At 66.2% G+C, this 13,940-nt stretch carries 18 protein-coding genes and 1 tRNA gene; 5 read left to right on the forward strand and 14 right to left on the reverse strand.

Annotation, left to right across the window (positions count from 1 at the left end; all coding sequences use genetic code 11):
• The first annotated feature begins 138 nt into the window (after positions 1–138).
• Both ACW175_RS13540 and ACW175_RS13545 read left to right on the forward strand, forming a co-directional pair.
• Positions 139–390 carry a GlsB/YeaQ/YmgE family stress response membrane protein gene (locus ACW175_RS13540; RefSeq protein WP_099578874.1) on the forward strand — a complete coding sequence of 84 codons (252 nt, stop codon included), beginning with the start codon at positions 139–141 and terminating at the stop codon, positions 388–390.
• Between the two features lie 8 nt (positions 391–398).
• On the forward strand, positions 399–638 hold the full coding sequence (locus ACW175_RS13545; protein WP_492104962.1) for a DUF2842 domain-containing protein: 240 nt from the start codon (positions 399–401) through the stop codon (positions 636–638).
• 81 nt (positions 639–719) lie between these two features.
• Here ACW175_RS13545 and ACW175_RS13550 read toward each other — a convergent pair.
• The 7 genes from ACW175_RS13550 to ACW175_RS13580 form a co-directional block, all read right to left on the reverse strand.
• A tRNA-Pro gene (locus ACW175_RS13550) sits at positions 720–796 on the reverse strand.
• Positions 797–858: 62 nt separating this feature from the next.
• Positions 859–1,287, reverse strand: a complete 429-nt coding sequence (locus ACW175_RS13555; protein WP_492100579.1) for a MerR family transcriptional regulator — start codon at positions 1,285–1,287, stop codon at positions 859–861.
• Positions 1,288–1,299: 12 nt separating this feature from the next.
• Complete coding sequence (locus ACW175_RS13560) at positions 1,300–1,602, reverse strand: integration host factor subunit alpha (RefSeq protein ID WP_099578878.1); 303 nt, start codon at positions 1,600–1,602, stop codon at positions 1,300–1,302.
• Between the two features lie 257 nt (positions 1,603–1,859).
• The gene (locus ACW175_RS13565; RefSeq protein ID WP_492100580.1) at positions 1,860–2,837 is read right to left on the reverse strand and encodes a beta-ketoacyl-ACP synthase III; all 978 of its coding nucleotides are present in this window, start codon (positions 2,835–2,837) and stop codon (positions 1,860–1,862) included.
• Positions 2,834–3,898, reverse strand: coding sequence for a phosphate acyltransferase PlsX (plsX, locus tag ACW175_RS13570; RefSeq protein WP_492100581.1), 1,065 nt, complete (start codon positions 3,896–3,898; stop codon positions 2,834–2,836). The genes ACW175_RS13565 and plsX overlap by 4 nt, the downstream gene beginning before the upstream one ends.
• A gap of 94 nt (positions 3,899–3,992) precedes the next feature.
• Positions 3,993–4,529: a YceD family protein gene (locus tag ACW175_RS13575; protein ID WP_492100582.1), complete on the reverse strand. Its 537-nt coding sequence runs from the start codon at positions 4,527–4,529 to the stop codon at positions 3,993–3,995.
• A complete protein-coding gene (locus ACW175_RS13580) occupies positions 4,514–5,044 on the reverse strand; it encodes a ubiquinol-cytochrome C chaperone family protein (RefSeq protein WP_492100583.1) in 531 nt (176 codons plus the stop codon). Before ACW175_RS13580 ends, ACW175_RS13575 begins: the two co-directional genes overlap by 16 nt.
• Before the next feature lie 119 nt (positions 5,045–5,163).
• Here ACW175_RS13580 and ACW175_RS13585 point away from each other — a divergent pair, with 119 nt between their 5' ends.
• Together ACW175_RS13585 and ACW175_RS13590 are read left to right on the forward strand one after the other, a co-directional pair.
• On the forward strand, positions 5,164–5,646 hold the full coding sequence (locus tag ACW175_RS13585) for an outer membrane protein assembly factor BamE (protein WP_492100584.1): 483 nt from the start codon (positions 5,164–5,166) through the stop codon (positions 5,644–5,646).
• A gap of 263 nt (positions 5,647–5,909) precedes the next feature.
• The gene (locus ACW175_RS13590) at positions 5,910–6,452 is read left to right on the forward strand and encodes a response regulator (protein WP_492100585.1); all 543 of its coding nucleotides are present in this window, start codon (positions 5,910–5,912) and stop codon (positions 6,450–6,452) included.
• A gap of 97 nt (positions 6,453–6,549) precedes the next feature.
• Here ACW175_RS13590 and ACW175_RS13595 read toward each other — a convergent pair whose 3' ends face one another.
• From ACW175_RS13595 to glyA, 7 genes are all read right to left on the reverse strand, one after another.
• Positions 6,550–8,685, reverse strand: a complete 2,136-nt coding sequence (locus tag ACW175_RS13595; protein WP_492100586.1) for a sodium-translocating pyrophosphatase — start codon at positions 8,683–8,685, stop codon at positions 6,550–6,552.
• Between the two features lie 245 nt (positions 8,686–8,930).
• Complete coding sequence (locus ACW175_RS13600) at positions 8,931–9,425, reverse strand: hypothetical protein (RefSeq protein ID WP_492100587.1); 495 nt, start codon at positions 9,423–9,425, stop codon at positions 8,931–8,933.
• A 68-nt stretch (positions 9,426–9,493) separates the two neighbouring features.
• Positions 9,494–10,558 (reverse strand): thiamine-phosphate kinase, encoded by a 1,065-nt coding sequence (gene thiL, locus ACW175_RS13605; RefSeq protein WP_492100588.1) that lies wholly within the window; start codon positions 10,556–10,558, stop codon positions 9,494–9,496.
• Positions 10,518–10,967 carry a transcription antitermination factor NusB gene (gene nusB, locus ACW175_RS13610; RefSeq protein ID WP_492100589.1) on the reverse strand — a complete coding sequence of 150 codons (450 nt, stop codon included), beginning with the start codon at positions 10,965–10,967 and terminating at the stop codon, positions 10,518–10,520. The genes thiL and nusB overlap by 41 nt, the downstream gene beginning before the upstream one ends.
• Positions 10,964–11,428, reverse strand: a complete 465-nt coding sequence (locus ACW175_RS13615; RefSeq protein WP_492100590.1) for a 6,7-dimethyl-8-ribityllumazine synthase — start codon at positions 11,426–11,428, stop codon at positions 10,964–10,966. Before ACW175_RS13615 ends, nusB begins: the two co-directional genes overlap by 4 nt.
• A 65-nt stretch (positions 11,429–11,493) precedes the next feature.
• On the reverse strand, positions 11,494–11,967 hold the full coding sequence (gene nrdR, locus ACW175_RS13620; protein WP_492100591.1) for a transcriptional regulator NrdR: 474 nt from the start codon (positions 11,965–11,967) through the stop codon (positions 11,494–11,496).
• A 31-nt stretch (positions 11,968–11,998) separates the two neighbouring features.
• Positions 11,999–13,285 (reverse strand): serine hydroxymethyltransferase, encoded by a 1,287-nt coding sequence (gene glyA / locus ACW175_RS13625; RefSeq protein ID WP_492100592.1) that lies wholly within the window; start codon positions 13,283–13,285, stop codon positions 11,999–12,001.
• Between the two features lie 164 nt (positions 13,286–13,449).
• Between glyA and ACW175_RS13630 the strand changes: the two genes are divergently transcribed.
• Positions 13,450–13,893, forward strand: a complete 444-nt coding sequence (locus ACW175_RS13630; RefSeq protein ID WP_492100593.1) for a Ros/MucR family transcriptional regulator — start codon at positions 13,450–13,452, stop codon at positions 13,891–13,893.
• Positions 13,894–13,940 lie beyond the last annotated feature (47 nt).

Genomic DNA, 13,940 nt, shown 5'->3' on the forward strand with positions numbered 1-13,940 from the left:
AGCGTCACTACTGGGCCGAAATGCGGCGAGACCTCCCTACGCCCGACGCCGGCTCGCATCAATGTTTCTGTGGCTCAGCATGACGGCGCCGCGACTTCGTGCGAAAAGCAGCGATCTCGCGCGGGGCGGAACAAGACAATGAGCGGCATGGGCGTATTCGCGGCGGCGGTGATCGGCATCCTGGCCGGCTGGATCGCCGACATCGTGCTGGGTCGCCGCCACTCGCTGTTCATCAAGCTCTTGATCGGCGTGATCGGCTCGTTCATCGGAGCCTTCATCGCCTCGCGCATCGATCTGCACCTGGTCGGCTTCGTCGGCGAACTGATCGTCTCCAGCGTGGGCGCGATCCTGTTCCTGGCCGTGCTCGGCCTTTTCCGGAGAACCGCGTGAGCGATCCCATGATTCCGGCCCGCCAGATCCCCGCGAGACTGCGCAAGCTGATCGGCTCGTTCGCCGTGATGGCGGTGCTGTTCGCCTGGATCTGGGCCTTCACCAGCCTGTACGACCACCTGCCGCGGAACCGCTTCGTGCATCTGGTCTACTTCGTGGCCCTGGGGATGGGCTGGGTGCTGCCCGTGATTCCGCTGATCACGTGGATGGGCAAGGCCGACAAGCCCCTGGACGTCGGCCAAAGATAATCGCGACCAGCGCTGCTCCCGAGAATGAAAAAGGCCGCCCCGAAGGGCGGCCTTTCGTCTTCCGTTCTTTCCCGAAGGAAATGGTCGGAGCGACAGGATTTGAACCTGCGACCCCTTGACCCCCAGTCAAGTGCGCTACCAGGCTGCGCCACGCTCCGACGGAAGAGGCGCTCTTATAGGCGCCGCTCCCGCGTTGGGCAACAGCGATTTCGGACGAAATTCAGCCCCTGACGAGAAGACCGTCCAGGCGCGATTTGATGGCCGTCAGGTCGTCCAGCGCGAAGGCCAGACGGTCGCGCGCGTGCGCATCCAGACGCTTGGCGGGCGCGTCCGAAATCTTGTAGTCGAAATTGGGATCCAGGCTGGCCGAGCCGTTCGAGCCAAGGCCGGCGGCGATCACCTGGGCCAGGCCCTGGTCGCGGTGCAGCTTCTGCACGCCTTTGATGGTCAGGCCTTCGCTGTGCAGCAGGGTGCGGACGCCGTTCAGCACGGCGACGTCCTGCGGGCGATAGAAGCGCCGCCCGCCCGCCCGCTTCATGGGGCGGATGAAGGAGAACTTGGTTTCCCAGAAACGCAGGACGTGCTGCGGCACGCCCAGCTCGTCGGCGGCCTCGGAGATCGTGCGGAAGGCGTTAGGCCCCTTCGCCACCGCATCGAACTCCTAGTCGCCGAGGGCGCGGTCGATTCGCGCCTTCATGACCTGGGAAGCGCGGAATCCGATCACCCGACGGGGTTCGATCTCGGCCGGCTCGCCGGTTTTCGGATTACGCCCCATGCGGGCGCGCTTGGCGCGGACCTGGAAGACGCCGAAACCGGAAAGCTTGACCGTCTCGCCCTCTTCGAGCGCCTCGGCCACGAGATCCAGGGTGCGTTCCACGAGCCCGGCGCAGTCCTGACGGGTCAAACCGACCTCTTCATGGACCGCCTCGCACAGGTCGGCCCGGGTCAAAGTAGCGCCCTTCATGCAACCCCCTTCACGCGTATCTTGGCGGTCCGACAGACCACCTCCGATGGAGTACTCGCGGCGAACCTGGGTAAGCCGCGACCGCCCTCAACAGGTCGCGCCCAAATTCACCGACGACCTCATGCCGTGATTATCGCATGAAGTCAAAGGCTCAACACCAACAGTTCAGGCCGGGCGAGAACTCCGGGCAAGTTGCGCTTTAAAAGCGCGATAGCCCAAAGTGGATGCCGGTTTCGGCGACCATCGCGCGTAAAGCCCTAAAGCCGCAAAACGCAGGCGCCCCAGGTCAGGCCGCCGCCCATGGCTTCCAGCAGCAGCAGGTCGCCTTTCTTGATGCGACCGTCCTTCACGCCGTGCGCGAACGCCAGCGGAATCGAGGCGGCCGAGGTGTTCGCATGGATGGCGACCGTCGAGATCACCTTCTCCTCATCGATACCGCAGCGATGAGCCACGCCGGCGAGGATGCGCTGGTTGGCCTGGTGCGGGATGAACCAGTCGACATCCGCGACCTCGACGCCCGCCTTGGCGGCGGCCGCGTGGATGGCCTCGGAAATATTGACCACGGCGTGCTTGAAGACCTGGTTGCCCAGCATCCGCAGCTTGCCGACCGTGCCGGTCGTCGAAACGCCGCCGTCGACATAGAGGAGATCCTGCTTGGTCCCGTCGGCGCGCAGGGCGAAGCCCAGCATGCCCTGATCCTCGGTGGTCCCCTCGCCGGTCTTCGGCTCCAGCACGACCGCGCCGGCCCCGTCGCCGAACAGCACGCAGGTGCCGCGGTCGCTCCAGTCCATCAGGCGGGTCATGGTCTCGGCGCCGATCACCAGGGCGCACTTGGCGTGGCCGCGCGCCACGAAGCCGTCGGCGACGCTCAGCGCGTAGACGAAGCCCGAGCAGACGGCCTGGATGTCGAAGGCGATGCCGACCGGCGCGCCCAGCTTGCGCTGAACCATGGTGGCGACGGCGGGAAAGGTCAGGTCGGCGGTGGTGGTGGCCACGATGATCAGATCAACGTCGGCGGCGGTCTTGCCGGCGGCTTCCAGAGCCTCCTTGGCCGCCTCGACCGCCAGATCCGAGACCGGCTGGTCGTCGGCGGCCTGGTGGCGCTGGCGGATGCCCGTGCGCTCGATGATCCAGGCGTCGCTGGTGTCGACGAACTTGGCCAAGTCGTCATTCGTCACGATCTTCGGCGGCAGGTACGCGCCGACGCCAGTCACTGCACTGCGAGTTACGCTCACTCGGCCGCTCCCTGCCCCTGCTCCGGGGCTTCGCTCTTGGCCGCGACAGCGGTCAGACGCTTCAGATTTCTGTCGATCTCGGCGCGGAAATCGCTGCGCGCGAGGTTGGTCGCGACCCGGATGGCCGACTCGAAACCGTTGGCGTCCGCGCCGCCGTGGCTCTTCACCACGATTCCGTTCAGGCCCAGCAGCGGCGCCCCGTTCACCCGGCTCGGGTCCAGCCGCTTGCGCATCTTCGAGAGCGCGCCCGACGCGATCGCCGCGCCCAGCATGGCCAGCGGGCCCGAGGTCAGGGTCGACTTGATCTCGTTGGTGAAGAACCGCGCCAGGCCTTCGGCCGTCTTCAGGGCGACATTGCCGGTAAAGCCGTCGGTGACGACCACATCGACCGTGCCATAGGCGATGTCATTGCCCTCGACGAAGCCATGATAGTCGAAGTCCAGCTTGGTCTCGCGCAGGATGGCGTGCGCCTCGCGGACCTCTTCATGGCCCTTCTGATCTTCGGAGCCCACGTTCAGCAGGCCAACCGTCGGGCGCTTGGCGCCGTGCACGGCGTGATGGTAGGCGGCGCCCATGATCGCGAACTCGACCAGCTGGGCCGCGTCGCTCTCGACATTGGCGCCGACGTCCAGGACGGTGGTCACGCCCTTCATGCTGGGCCAGTTGGCGACGATGGCCGGACGCTCCAGGTCCGCCCCCATGCGCAGGATCAGCTTGGAGATCGCCATCAGAGCGCCGGTATTGCCGGCCGAGACGCAGGCCTGGGCCTGGTTCTCGCGCAGGGCCTCGATGGCGTTCCACATCGACGAGCCCTTGCCCCGGCGCATGGCCTGGGCGGGCTTTTCGTCCATGCCGATGGCCTTGTCGGTGTGGCGCACCTCGCTGACGGCCTTCGCCGCCGGATGCCTGGCCAGCTCGGCCTCGATCTTCGCGCCGTCGCCATGCAGCAGGAACCGCACCTCCGGATGCGCCTTGGCCGCTTGCGCGACACCGGGCACGACGACGGAGGGGCCGTGGTCGCCGCCCATGGCGTCGACCGAAATGACTACGGATTTGGACACGTGGCGCTGTGAGCTCCGAGAGGCGGTCTCGCCGGGCGGCGGACGATACATCCGCGTGAATATCACGCAAGCGGTCGAGTCGGGCGCTTGCGCCCTACTCGCTCTTGCCTTTCAGGCTCTTCAGCGCCGCGAACGGGGACAATTCGACCGGCTCGGGCGGCTGGACGAACACCGCGCCCGGCTTGCGGGGGAACGGATCCAGCTCCAGGGCCAAGTGTTCGATGACGTAACCCGAGACGTCGATCTTGTCGCCTTCCAGCACGTCCGGCGGATCATCGGCGTCCGGGTCGACACCCAGGTCGCCGCTGTCCTCGTCCTGCGGCGCGTTCTTGCTGTTGCCCGGCAGCACGCGCAGGTCGAAGCGCGCGTCGATCGGCGTTTCGAAGTCGTCGGCCGTCGCGCCGCAGGTCTGGACGACCCGGGCGCGCAAGATTCCCGAGACCTCGGCCCCGTCCAGCCACGAGGTCAGGAACACCTCGGCGCTCAGCTCTTCCAGGCTGACCAGATCCAGTTGCTTGGCGATCGCCTGGCGCTGTTCGGCCGACGGCTCCAGGCGCAGCTTGACGGCGCCACGGTCCACCTGGGCCAGCGGGATTTCACACGGCCAGGGCGCGGTCACGGGTTCGGCCACGTCACGTCTCCTTGCAGCAGGGTCTCCAGCGGCTGTTCCACCAGGGCCTCCCGCGTCTTGATCACATAGGCGGCCAGGGCCGCCGTGTCGCCCTCGCCGCGCTCCTCGAACGCGGTGCGGGCCAGGAAGTCGGCCACGCCCGCCCGTTCAGGCAGAGTGGCGACGGCTTCGTCATAAGCCTTCAGGCGGCCGTAGAAGGCGCCCGCAAGCTTCTTCATCTTCTTGCCGACCGCTGTGTCGGAGACGCCGATCTCGCGGAATGCGTCGTCCAGGCCCTTCACATATGAGTCGAACACCGCCTGCGAGGTCTCGGCCGCCGCGTCGCCCTGCCCCTTGAATCGCTCGATCAGGAAAATCACGTGCAGGCTGAACAGTTCGAACCGGCCTTCCAGCGAGTCGCGGACGCCAAGATCGCGATAAAAGGCCGCGGACCGCGCCTGCGCCACCGCGCCAGCATACAGCTTGGCTCCCGCCGCCTTGGCGGGCCTGGGCTTGAGCCACCGATCCAGAAACATGAAACGCCTCGATTTCGCCGCGACATCCCGCTAGACGCAGGGTCCGCTTTCACGCGGGCATTGAACTAAGCTCCCGCGGGCGATAGGTCAAAGTCTGCATTTTCCGGTTCGGAGCCTTGATGTCTCGCCCCGCCGTTTTCGCCGCCGCCATTCTGGGCCTGGCGATCGCCACCTCCGCCTGTACGCCGCTGACCAGCTACTCCGGCTTTCAGGCCATCGAGGCCAAGCCCACCGACATGAAGGTCGGCGAGGACAGCAAGTCGACCCTGATGGAAAAGCTGGGTTCGCCGTCGGCGGTTTCGACCTTCGACAACAACACCTGGTACTACATCTCGCAGACAACCGACCGCGTGGCCTTCTACAGGCCGCGCGTTATCAAGCGCGATGTCGTGGCCATCAAGTTCAGCCCGGCCGACGAGAAGGTCGCTTCGGTGAACACCTATACGCTGAAGGACGGCAAGGTCATCGCCTACAACGGCCGCGAGACCCCGACCCGTGGCCGCGAGATGACCATCCTTGAACAGCTGCTCGGCAACGTCGGTCGCGGCGGCATGCTCCCACAGGACGACGAGGCTCCAGGCCAGCGTCCGGGCGGCCGCTAGACCAAGGTCGACAACACGACAGATCACAGGAGCCGTCCACCGCAAGGTGGGCGGCTTTTTCGTGCGCCGCTTACATCGCCACGCCCGCCACAATCAGCGCGGCGAGTAAATCCAGACGATTTACTCTGAATTCTATATTCACCATCTCAATTCAGAGATGGAACCCAACCATCAACACTTCATAAACCGGAAATGGGTCACGATCGACTCAAGCCACCCAAGTCGTGGCGCGATGAATTCACGGCGACGTTGGGAGACGCACTGTGGAGGGCATGGACCTTCGTGACGTATCTGTGCTTCTGGTCGACGACAACGCGAACATGCGCAAGCTCGTGGGCGAAATACTCAAGGCCGCCGGCGTTCGCAGAATCCGCGAGGCCGGTGACGGCCTCGACGGGCTCAAGATCTTTCAGACGCAAGAGATCGACATTGTCTTCACCGACCTGATGATGTCGCCCGTCGACGGCCTGGCGTTCATTCGCTGGATCCGCACCTCGAGCGCCAGTCCCAATCCGTATGTGCCGATCATCATGATGACTGGCCACGCCACTCAACGCACGCTGACCGCCGCGCGCATGGCCGGCGTCACGGAGTTCCTGGCCAAGCCGCTGACCGCGCGCGGCGTCATGCACCGGATCAATGAGATCGTGAACAATCCCCGACCCTTCGTTCGGGCCACCGCGTATTTCGGACCCTGCCGGCGCCGCCGGATCGACCACGAGTTCTCCGGCGTCGAACGCCGTGGAGACCCGTCGGTCGAGATCACCGACGCCCTGGCGCAGATGGATCACGAGGACGTCTACTGATCTCTCGGCGACGCCTCCCTTTCACTGAATGGCCCGAAAACAAAACGCCCCGGAGGAAACTCCGGGGCGTTCCAGTTTCAGGCCTGCTCCCGAGGGATCAGCCGTGGGCCAGCACCGCCAGCAGCAGCAGGGCCACGATGTTGGTGATCTTGATCATCGGGTTCACGGCCGGACCCGAAGTGTCCTTGTAGGGGTCGCCGACGGTGTCGCCGGTGACGGCGGCCTTGTGAGCCTCCGAACCCTTGCTGTGCAGGACGCCGTCCTTGTCGGTGAAGCCTTCCTCGATCACCTTCTTGGCGTTGTCCCAGGCGCCGCCGCCGCTGGTCATCGAGATGGCGACGAACAGGCCTGTGACGATCACGCCCATCAGCATCGCGCCGAGCGAGGCGAAGGCGTCGACCTTTCCGGCGATGGCCTTGATTACGAAGAACAGCACCACGGGGGAAACGACCGGCAGCAGCGACGGCACGATCATTTCGCGGATCGCGGCCTTGGTGAGGATGTCGACCGCCTTGCCGTACTCGGGCTTGACCTCATAGGTCATGATGCCCGGGTTCTCGCGGAACTGACGACGAACCTCCGCCACCACGGCCTCGGCCGCCCGGCCCACGGCCGTCATCGACATGCCGCCGAACAGGAAAGGCAGCAGCCCCCCGAACAGCAAGCCGACCACGACATAGGGGTTGGACAGGTCGAAGGTCACCGTACCCATGCCCTCGAAGAAGCTGCCCGGCGCGGCGTTGGCGGAGAAGAACTTCAGGTCCTCGGTATAGGCGGCGAACAGCACCAGGGCGCCCAGGCCGGCCGAACCGATGGCGTAGCCCTTGGTCACGGCCTTGGTGGTGTTGCCCACGGCGTCGAGGGCGTCGGTGGTGACGCGGACCTCCTTGGGCAGGCCGGCCATTTCGGCGATGCCGCCGGCGTTGTCGGTGACCGGACCGAAGGCGTCCAGAGCGACGATGAAGCCGGCCAGGGACAGCATGGTGGTCGTGGCGATGGCGATGCCGAACAGGCCCGCCAGATTATAGGTCACCACGATGCCGACGATGATGGTCAGGGCCGGCAGGGCCGTGGATTCCAGCGACATGGCAAGGCCCTGGATCACGTTCGTGCCGTGACCCGAGACCGAGGCTTGCGCCACCGACTTCACCGGGCGGAAGTTGGTGCCCGTGTAGTACTCGGTGATCATGACGATCGCGGCGGTGACCGCCAGACCGACGAGGCCGCAATAGAACAGGCCATCGGCGGTATAGGTGCGCACGGCCGTCACGACCGGGGTCGGGATAAGGTCGTGCAGCACGTACCAGACGGCCGGGATCGACAGCACGCCGGTCACGATCAGGCCCTTGTAGAGGGCGCCCATGATGTTCTGGCTCTTGCCCAGGCGGACGAAGAACGCGCCGATGATCGACGTGACGATGCAGACCGCGCAGATCGCCAGCGGCAGCAGCATCATCGCGCCCACGGCCTCTGTGCCGCGGAAGAAGATGGCGGCCAGGACCATGGTGGCGACGGTGGTCACCGCATAGGTCTCGAACAAGTCGGCGGCCATGCCGGCGCAGTCGCCGACATTGTCGCCGACGTTGTCGGCGATGGTGGCGGCGTTGCGGGGGTCATCCTCCGGGATACCGGCTTCCACCTTGCCCACCAGGTCGCCGCCCACGTCGGCGCCCTTGGTGAAGATGCCGCCGCCCAGACGGGCGAAGATCGAGATCAGCGAGGCGCCGAAGCCCAGGGCCACCAGGGCGTCGACGACGCCGCGGCCGGTGGGCTCCAGGCCCAGCGGACCTGTCAGCAGCCAGTAGTAGCCCGCGACGCCCAGCAGCGCGAAGCCGGCCACCAGCATGCCGGTGATGGCGCCGGAGGTGAACGCCAGCGACAGGCCCTTGGCCAGGCCTTCAGACGCGGCCTGGGCCGTGCGGACGTTGGCGCGGACCGAGATCAGCATGCCGGCGAAGCCGGCCGCCCCCGAAAGCACCGCGCCGACAAGGAAGCCCAGGGCGGCCCACTGGCCGATCAGCAGATAGACGACGACCAGGATGACCGCGCCGACGATCGAAATGGTGAGATATTGCCGACGCAGATAGGCCTGGGCCCCTTCTTGGATCGCCGCGGCGATCTCCTGCATCTTCGCATTGCCGGGCGACGCCCGCATCAGACTGGCCGTCTGCACGGCGCCGTAAAGCACCGCCAGCAGCCCGGCCCCGATGGCCAGATAAAGCCAAAGACTCATTAGGTTCTTCGCCCCTTCGCGCTTCCAATCACGAGGGGGATGCCGGTCCCGGCGGCTGGAGGTAATGACGCACGTCAAACCACCGCCCGGATCGACGGGCGGGCCTTTGGCCTCGTGCCCCCTCGATGCTCCCAAAATGACAGCCGAACGGCGTCATCCGAAAGAGACTGTCAGATGGCCGGGAGGCGCGCAACCCGCGTCGGCGCAAGCCTTTGCCGCGGCAAGACTTGGCGCTTCGGATGGAATCAGGGGTGCAGATCGCCCTGGCTGGGCGGCTGGATGCTGGACTTGGGCGGCATCAACTGCTGGCGGGGGATCTGCTTGACGATCTCCACCGAAGCGACCTTGCCCTTGCCCAGAAGCACGCCGCATTGGCTGAGAACGAAGTTGGTCAGCCGCGGACCATCCACTTCCTTCCAGGTGTCGGCGCGGGTGAACGGGGTCTTGTAGGCCGCGCGGACGATGGCGTCGCGCAACATCGGCTCCTGATCCTTCAGCGCCGCGGCGTCAGCGCCCTCCTTCAGCTTCAGGGTCATGGCCACGAAGACGTAGTTGACGATCCGGCCGTTGGCGATGATCGGGATGGTCATGGAGCCTAGTTTGTAGGTGGGGTCGAGCGCCTGGCCCTCGCCCTCCTTCTTCTCCTCCTTCTTGCCGCTGCTGGCGAAGGCGGGCGCGGACACGGCCGCGAAGGCGGCGGCGAGCAGGAGACGGCGGGAGGGCGTGACGAGACGGGTCATGGCATCGTCCATAACCGACAGGGCTTGAGATTAACCTAATCGGCGCCTTCCCCGCGCCTTGGTCGGGATCAGCCGTGGAGCCAGCCCAGGCGCGAGGGCGTGACGTCGCGACCCTTGTAGTAGGCCGAGACCCCCTCGCCCTCCACGAACTCGCCGATCTCGCTGACCTTCACGCCAGCGGCGGCCGCGGCGATCCGGAAGTTCCAGGCCTCGTTCGGATCGACGGCGCAGATGATCTCGTAGTCGTCGCCGCCCGAAGCCAGGGAGATGCGGCCCTCGACCTGCTCGGGCTGCTGCTCCAGCCAGGCCTGGCCGCCAGGCGACAGCGGCAGGCGCTCCAGGTCGACCCGCACCCGGCAGCCGCTGGCCTTTGCGATATGGGCGCTGTCGGCCAGCAACCCGTCGGAGACGTCGGCGGCGGCCTTGGCGTGGACGCGCATGGCGTCGCGCAGGGTGACGCGCGGCTCGGGTTGGCGATAGCGCCGCAGCATGGCGCCGTCGGCGTCCATCACCTCGCCCCACTGGGCCAGAAGACCCAGCCAACCGTCGCCGATCGTGCCGGAAACCATCAGGCGATCGCCCGGCTTGGCGCCCCGGCGCAGAATGGCGCCGCCTTCCGGAACCCAACCCAGCAGCGTGGCCGAGACGACCAGCGGACCCGAGGTGGTGACCGTGTCGCCGCCCAGCAGCGACATGTCGAACAGAGCGCCGTCCTCGGCGAGCCCCCGGGCGAACGTCTCGCGCGAGGCGACGTCGGAGCCGGACGGCCAACCGACCGCCAGGAAGTAGCCGTAGGGCTCGGCCGCCTTGGCCGCCAAGTCGGAAAGATTGGTTCGCAGCAGCTTGCGGGCGACGACGTCCAGGGCCTCGTCCGCCAGGAAGTGCACGCCAGCGACCATGGCGTCCTTGGTGATGACCAGATCATAGCCGGGGCGCGACGGCAGCACGGCCGCGTCGTCCAGCAGGTCCAGGGCCACCGGGTCGCCGCGGGTCAGCGGGCGCAGCAGCCGCGCGATATGATCGAATTCAGTCGGCGCCGCCTCCGCCGCGGCGGGCGCCGCGGCGTCGTCTTCCGCGAACCAGTCGTCTTCGTCAGTCTCGTGCATCACGGGCGATCGCGTCGAGGGCGCCATTGATGAAGCCTGACTCGGGACCCTCAAAAAAGGATTTAGCGATCTCGACATACTCATTGATGACGACTTCGGTCGGAACGTCCGGCCTGTACATCAATTCGTAGGCGCCCGCGCGCAGCACGGCGCGGGCCGTGGCGTCCAGGCGCTCCAGTCGCCAGCCCGAGGCCAGCCGCTTGACGATGCCCTGGTCGATCTTGGACTGGTTTGTCACCACGCCCTTGGCCAGTTCGGCGAAGAAGGTCTCGTCGGCGGCGGCCAGACGCTCGCCCTCGACGTCGCGGTCGAAACGATGCTCAGCGAACTCCCGGACCACGGAATCGACGCCCGCGCCCGAGACTTCCATCTGGTACAGGGCCTGGACGGCGGCGAGACGCGCCACCGAGCGCGGTTGGATGCGGTTGCCGCTCATCGGGCCTGTCCCAGCAGTTGACGCTTCAGCGCGATGGTCTCGAGGCAGGCCTTGGCGGCTGAGCCGCCGCGGTCGCCTTCGCTGACCCGCGCCCGCGTCCAGGCCTGGTCCTCGTCATCGACGGCCAAGACGCCGAAGCCGATCGCCAACCGCTTGCCGATGCCCAGATCCTGCAGGCCGCGAGCGGTTTCGTTGGCGACCAGTTCGAAATGGTAGGTTTCGCCCCGGATGACCGCGCCAAGCGCGACATAGCCCTCGTAGCGCACGCCCACGGGGCGGTGACCGGCTTCCTCGGCCATGGCGATCACCGTCGGGATCTGCAGGGCGCTTGAGACCGTGATCACGTCGTATTCCGCGCCCTGGGCCTCGATCGCCTGCACGGCTCCGCGCAGCAGTTCGTCGGAGATCCCCGAATGACTTCGGCCCTCCACGATCAGCAAGCGGATGTTGTCTTGAACCATCTAGCTTCGAATCTCCACGGCCGCGCTGGCGGCGCGCACACAAACACACATCAGGGATTAACGGACTATAGCTCTTCTTCGACCGCGTCGCTCAGACCTTCTTCGGTCAGGAACTTGGCGAAGTCGCTGGTTTCCTTGAAATCCCTGTAGACTGAGGCGTAGCGGACATAGGCGACGTCATCGAGCGATTTCAACGCCTTCATGACCATTTCGCCCACCGACGACGACGGAAGTTCGGTCTCGCCCATGCTTTCGAGCTGCCGGACGATGCCGTTGATCATGCGCTCGACACGCTCGCCCTCCACGGGACGCTTCTGAGTGGCCAGCGCGATCGAGCGCACCAACTTGTCGCGATCGAAAGGCGACCGGCGGCCCGAACGCTTCAGGATGATCAGTTCGCGCAACTGCACGCGCTCGAAGGTGGTGAACCGGCCACCGCACTCGGGGCACATGCGACGACGTCGGATCGCCGCGCCGTCTTCCGACGGCCGGCTGTCCTTGACCTGGCTTTCGGCATGGCCGCAGAAGGGGCAACGCATGATGTGGCCCCTCCCGCGGCGCCGTTTCCCATTAGTTGTAGATCGGGAACCGAGCCGTCAAGGCCAGCACTTCCTCACGGACCTTGGCCTCGACCTCGGCATTGCCTTCCGGACCGTTGGCGGCGAGGCCGTTGACCACTTCGCCGATCAGCTCGCCCACGCGGGTGAACTCGGCTTCCTTGAAGCCGCGCGTGGTGCCCGCCGGCGTGCCCAGACGAATGCCCGAGGTGATCGTGAACGGCGCGGTGTCGAACGGCACGCCGTTCTTGTTGCAGGTCATGTTGGCGCGCTCGAGGCTGTGCTCGGCGTCGCGACCGGTCACGCCCTTGGGGCGCAGGTCCACCAGCATCAGGTGGCTGTCGGTGCCGCCCGAGACGATGTTGACGCCCGACTTGCCCAGCGCCTCCGCCAGGGCCTTGGCGTTGGCGACGATCTGACGCGCATAGTCCTTGAACGCCGGCTGCAGCGCTTCACCGAAGGCCACGGCCTTGGCGGCGATGACATGCTCCAGCGGACCGCCCTGCAGGCCCGGGAAGACGGCCGAGTTGACCTTCTTGATGATCGCCTCGTCGTTGGTCAGCACCATGCCGCCGCGCGGACCGCGCAAGGTCTTGTGGGTAGTGGTGGTGACGACGTGGGCGTGCGGGATGGGGCTCGGGAACACGCCGCCGGCCACTAGGCCCGCGAAGTGGGCCATGTCGACCATCAGATAGGCGCCGACGCTGTCGGCGATCTGGCGGAAGCGGGCGAAGTCGATCTCGCGGCTGTAGGCGCTGCCACCGGCGATGATCAGCTTGGGCTTCTCGCGCTCGGCCACCTCGGCGACATTGTCGTAGTCGATCAGCTGGTCTTGCTGGCGCACGGTGTAGGACACCGGCTTGAACCACTTGCCCGACTGGTTGGCGGGGCTGCCATGCGTCAAATGGCCGCCCGCGGCGAGGTCCATGCCCAGGAAGCCGTCGCCCGGCTGCAGCAGGGCCATGAACACCGCCTGGTTGGCCTGCGAGCCCGAGTGCGGCTGGACGTTGGCGAAGCCGGCGCCGAACAGCTGCTTGGCGCGCTCGATCGCGATCGTCTCGATCTCGTCGACATATTCGCAGCCGCCGTAATAGCGCTTGCCGGGATAACCCTCGGCATACTTGTTGGTCAGGATCGAGCCCTGGGCCTCCAGCACGGCCTTCGAGACGATGTTCTCGGACGCGATCAGCTCGATCTGGTTCTGCTGACGGTCCAGCTCACGACCGATGCGGTCGAAGATGTCCTTGTCCGCGGTGGCGAGGTCCGCGCCGAAAAAGGCGCTGGTGTTGGCTTGGGTCATTTCGCTCTCCGGGCGTTTGGGGGAGTCGGCAGAGGCGCCCTCTTTAACGGGATAGGCGCGGCGATCAATCTCGGAACCACATGTCGCGTTTCGCGTTGCCGTCCTGCAGGGCGGTGCTCACCCCCGGCGAGGTTCAAGCGACAACAACGGTAATGGGGTATCTCATGGCGTCTCAGGGCGGCGGCACCGACACGGCGAACGACAATGACGTCGATATCCTGGGGCTCAGCGCCGAGATCGTGGCGGCCTATGTAGGTCAGAACACAGTCTCTCAGACGGCCATTCCGGACCTGATCCGTACGGTCCATCACGCTCTCGCCTCGCTCAACAATGGCGGCGAAGCCCCTCAATCCGTCGAAAAGGCCAAGCCGGCCGTGCCGGTGAGCCGCTCCGTGCAGCACGACTACATCGTGTGCCTGGAGGACGGGAAGAAACTCAAGATGCTGAAGCGCTATCTGCGTTCGCACTACGACATCAGTCCCGAGGAATACCGCCGCAAGTGGGGCCTGCCTCCCGACTATCCGATGGTGGCGCCAGCCTATGCGGCCCGGCGCTCGGACTTCGCCAAGAAGATCGGCCTGGGCAAGGGTGTGCGGCGCGGCAGCTAGCCGCATAGAGATTTCGAGACACGCGAACGCCGCCGGGCTCCGGCGGC

It is taken from the genome of Caulobacter sp. FV1ye6ST (assembly GCF_058681225.1).